Genomic DNA, 4933 nt, shown 5'->3' with positions numbered 1-4933 from the left:
GTTAATAAAAAACGAATCAGAAGCTAACGTGAAAGATATCAGTTATGTGGCCAATGAAGAAAGTAAAGACTTTTCTGATCATATGCTTCGCTTTTTGGAAAACCACGATGAAGAACGGATTGCGTCTGAAGGCTTTGCAAACGACCCGGCTTATGCATTACCTGCTATGATTGTATCGGCAACATTATCCGGTGGACCTTTGATGATTTATTCCGGACAGGAAGTAGGAGAGCCCGGACGTGGAAACGAGGGCTTTGGAGGAGAAGACAGCCGTACCAGTATCTTTGATTATTGGGGTGTTCCAGAGCATCAGAAATGGATGAATGGTGGTGCTTTTGATGGTGCGCTGTTATCTGAAAAGCAAAAACAACTTAGGAGCTTTTATGCCAATCTTTTTCATGTTTGCACGAAGAGTGAAGCCATTAGTCAGGGTAAGTTTTATGAATTGAAGAACCAGTCTGGGTTTAATAACCGGATGTATGCTTATATCCGTTACACTAAGAATGAACGGGTACTGGTTATTGCCAATTTTGACCGTGAAAAGAGTTTGGAAACTACTATTCAGCTACCGGATTTGATAAGTAAAGATCTGGCCAATGATCAAGTTAAACTAACCGATATGTTAAGTGGTGAGATTAGCACTGTTAATTCTTTAAAACAAGGGATTCAGATCAAACTAGGACCTGTGCAAGCAAAGATATTCCGATTTTAAACAAGTAATAGAGAAAGGACGGTAAAACTGTTGATAACTCTGCAAGCAAAGATATTCCGATTTTAAACAAGTAATAAAGAAAGGACATGAAAATAGTTGATAACTCTGCAAGCAAAGATGTTCCGATTCTAAAACCATAAAAAACCTAAAATATGAACCCAGTAATTGATAAATTGAAACTTTTGGCTAAGCCAAAGCTTTCTTTTCTGCAAATATTCAATATGAGCTTCGGCTTCTTTGGAATCCAATTTGGTTTTGCATTGCAAAATGGGAATGCTTCCAGAATACTGCAAACCTTTGGTGCCGATGTAGAACATCTATCACTTTTTTGGCTGGCAGCACCTATTACTGGGATGATTATTCAGCCGATCATTGGCCATTACAGCGATCGTACGTGGAACAGGTTAGGTAGGCGCAGACCTTATTTTCTAACCGGAGCAGTGCTTGCAGCGCTTGCATTGATCTTTATGCCGAATTCGGCTATGTTGGCTTATTTATTGCCGCCAATTTTAGTAGGGGCAGGGATGTTGATGATCATGGATGCCTCTTTTAATGTGGCAATGGAGCCCTTCAGGGCTTTAGTGGCCGATAACCTGCCCAACGATCAGCATAGTGTTGGGTTCTCCGTACAAACCTTCTTAATTGGCGCAGGTGCCGTTATTGGTTCATGGCTCCCTTATGTGTTCTCGGAATATCTGGGTGTTTCGAAAATTGCTCCAGTTGGTGTAATTCCCAATAATGTCATTTATTCCTTTTACGTAGGAGCAGCTGTCCTGTTACTTTCATTAGTGTGGACGGTGGTTACTACAAAAGAATATTCTCCGGAAGAACGTGCACGTTTTCAGGAAAGCGAACCCGAAGTAGGCGAGCAAAAAGGAATCATGAGTATCTTTACTGATTTCTCTAATATGCCTACCACGATGAAACAATTAGGACTGGTTCAGTTCTTCTCCTGGTTTGCTTTATTTTCCATGTGGGTATTTTCCACTCCTGCTATTGCGCAACATGTTTACAATGTCCTTCCTGGAGATACTACTTCTTCCCGCTATGCCGATGCAGCAAATTGGGTAGGGATCCTGTTTGGGATCTATAACGGAGTATCCGCCATTTATGCATTGTGTCTTCCTTCAATAGCGCGTATGACGAGTCGGAAAATAGCACATGCCTTTTCATTATGTGCTGGAGGGATAGGTCTGCTTTCCATCTATTTTATCTCTGATCCTCAAATTCTTATCTTCTCTATGATTGGTATTGGTCTGGCCTGGGGTAGTATTCTGGCTATGCCTTATGCTATTTTATCAAGTTCTATTCCTGTACGGAAGATGGGCGTTTACATGGGTATTTTTAACTTCTTTATTACCTTCCCACAAATTGTAAATGGTCTCTTCGGAGGAATGATCGTTAAACAGCTTTTCGGCGGACAAGCCATCTTTGCTCTTGTTATGGCAGGTGTTTTAATGCTTGCAGCAGCAGTTTCTGTATTAAATGTTCGGGACAACCAGGGTTAAGGTCCTTCATTGGTATTAAACCTGGTTCATTATGTTGTTTAAAAACCTACTATGAAAAGTATATATTTAGTACTATTGCTCCCCTTAATTATTAGTACTGGTTGCCGTAAGAAAGACATGAATGATACAGAAATTCCGGTTGTTGAAGCCTCTGCAGGTTTGATAACCTGGTCACCTTCATTCCCTACCGGGGATGATCCGTTGACCATTACCTTTGATGCTTCCAGAGGAAATCAAGGACTTAAAGGTATCTCCGGTAATGTATATATGCACGCTGGTGTAATTACTGATAAGAGTACTGGGGCAAGCGACTGGAAGTATACTAAAAGTAGTTCGTTTAATGTACCCGATCCTGCTTCTGTTTTAACTCCTATGGGAAATGGGATTTATGAAATAACGATTAGCCCAAGAGCCTTCTTCAACGTACCTGCGGGAGAAAAGATTCAAAAGGTCGCTATGGTTTTCCGCAATGCGGATGGAACCTTGGTGGCCAGAAATAAAGATAACAGCGATATCTATCTGCCTATTACAGAGTCTGGAAAGTTAGACGTTCGGTTTATTGATCCTGAATTTGAACCTTTATATACACCTGCACCAGCCATACAAGTTCAGGTTGTCGGTCAGGAATTGAATATCTCTGCAATAGCTTCCAAGGCTGCTGACTTAACTCTTTATCTGAATGGGGCTAGTATTGGGACTGCTGCTAATGCCAGTTCAATCACTGCAAATGTAAAATTAACGACAGTTGGTTCACAAATCGTTCGGGTAGTTGCTACTAGTGCCGGAGTAACGGCAGAAACTTCCTTTACTTTTACATTGAATGGCACTGTTGAGGTAGCGGACTTACCTGCAAATGCTAAAGACGGAGTAACCTATATCAATAATGGCACATCCGCTATCTTCAATTTATATGCACCAGGAAAACAATTCGTGTATGTCATAGGAGAATTAGACGACTGGAAAGCTACCCCTGCCAATTTTATGAAACGTACACCCGATGGAACCCATTGGTGGGTACAGTTGGATAATCTGGATCCGGATAAAGAGTACACTTATCAGTATTGGGTAGACGGAACGTTGAAAATTGCGGACCCTTATAGTGAGAAAGTACTGGATCCTTCTAATGATTCTTCCATCCCTTCCACAATATATCCTTCACTGAAAGCATATCCAACAGGAAAGACAAGTGGTATTGTGAGTATTATGCAGGGTAATCAACCTACGTATAACTGGAAAAATGCCAGTTTTGTAAGGCCTGAGCCTAAGAATTTGTTGATCTATGAGTTACACCTGCGTGATTTTTTAGGTACTCATAACTACTCGACATTAAAAGATACGCTAAACTATCTCACAAGACTAGGAGTGAGTGCCATTGAACTGATGCCTATTGAAGAGTTTGAAGGTAACTCCAGCTGGGGATATAATCCTTCCTTCTATTTTGCTCCTGATAAGTATTACGGAACAAAAATTGCTCTTCAACAGATGATTGATGAATGTCATACCCGGGGGATCGCTGTGATTATGGATATGGTATTGAACCACTCCTTTGGACAGTCTCCTATGGTACAGCTCTATTTTGATCAGGCAACTGGTAAACCTACTGCTGACAATCCCTGGTTTAATACCGATCCCATGCATCCTTACAACGTAGGTTATGATTTTAATCATGAAAGTCTGGCGACCAAGTACTTTGTCAAGAATGTAGTCAAGTTTTGGATGCAGCAATATAAAATAGATGGTTTTCGCTTCGATCTGTCGAAGGGTTTCACTCAAAAGAATTCGGGAACAACAGATGCTGCGGTAAGTACCTGGGGTGCTTATGATGCCAGTCGCATTCAAATCTGGAAGGAATATAATACGTACATGAAATCCATCGACCCTAATTTCTATGTGATACTGGAGCATTTCGCTGCCGATACAGAAGAAAAAGAGCTGAGTGACAATGGCATGATGTTATGGAATAACCTCAATGCCACCTTTAATGAGGCCAGTATGGGATATGTAGCTAATTCAGACTTTTCCAGAGCTTTTTATGACAAACATGGTTTTACCCAATCTGATAAATTGGTCACTTATATGGAGAGCCATGATGAAGAAAGATTGATGTATAAGAACCTGCAATATGGAAATTCCGCGGGAACATACAATATTAAAACGCTGGAAACTGCGCTTAAACGTCAGGCATTGGTCGCTGCATTCTTCTTTGCAGTACCAGGCCCTAAGATGATCTGGCAATTCGGAGAACTTGGATATGATGTTTCCATAGATCAGAATGGTCGTACAGGAGAAAAACCTATTCTTTGGGACTACTCTGCTAATGCCAATCGGAAGGCGCTTTATAACATATATTCCAAACTGATTAACCTGAGGAAAAATAATGCGGTGTTTGCTACGACCGATTTTCAATACAATTTGATTGGCTCAATCAAATATATCGTATTAAAAAGTTCGACCGTAAATGTAGTGGTAACCGGTAATTTCGATGTAGTGGCTAAGTCAATGGATGTGACTTTCCCTGCTAGCGGAACCTGGTATGACTACTTTACAGGTGCGACTATTGATGTTTCAGGAACAACATATTCTACAACTCTTGCGCCAGGAGAATATCATGTTTACAGTAGTAGTCCTCTGAAATAAGGTTTGCGTAACTACATGAACTGCTTGTAATCTCATGTCATGCTAATAAAAAACGACAATTCCCGAATAGAGAATT

General features: G+C 40.7%; 3 protein-coding genes. All 3 read left to right on the top strand.

Going from position 1 to position 4933, the window contains the following annotated elements; all coding sequences use genetic code 11:
• Positions 1 to 712 (top strand): alpha-amylase family glycosyl hydrolase (locus ADIARSV_RS00810; protein WP_040298642.1); only part of this gene is annotated, 712 nt, incomplete at its 5' end.
• Positions 713 to 864: 152 nt separating this feature from the next.
• The gene (locus tag ADIARSV_RS00805) at positions 865 to 2220 is read left to right on the top strand and encodes an MFS transporter (protein WP_016193433.1); all 1356 of its coding nucleotides are present in this window, start codon (positions 865 to 867) and stop codon (positions 2218 to 2220) included.
• A 51-nt stretch (positions 2221 to 2271) separates the two neighbouring features.
• On the top strand, positions 2272 to 4857 hold the full coding sequence (locus ADIARSV_RS00800) for a DUF4961 domain-containing protein (RefSeq protein WP_016193432.1): 2586 nt from the start codon (positions 2272 to 2274) through the stop codon (positions 4855 to 4857).
• Positions 4858 to 4933: the final 76 nt, after the last annotated feature.

The organism is Arcticibacter svalbardensis MN12-7 (assembly GCF_000403135.1).
Taxonomy (GTDB): Bacteria; Bacteroidota; Bacteroidia; order Sphingobacteriales; family Sphingobacteriaceae; genus Arcticibacter; species Arcticibacter svalbardensis.
The sequence above is the reverse complement of the archived record's forward strand: the minus strand, read 5'-3'. Positions and strand labels throughout refer to the sequence as shown.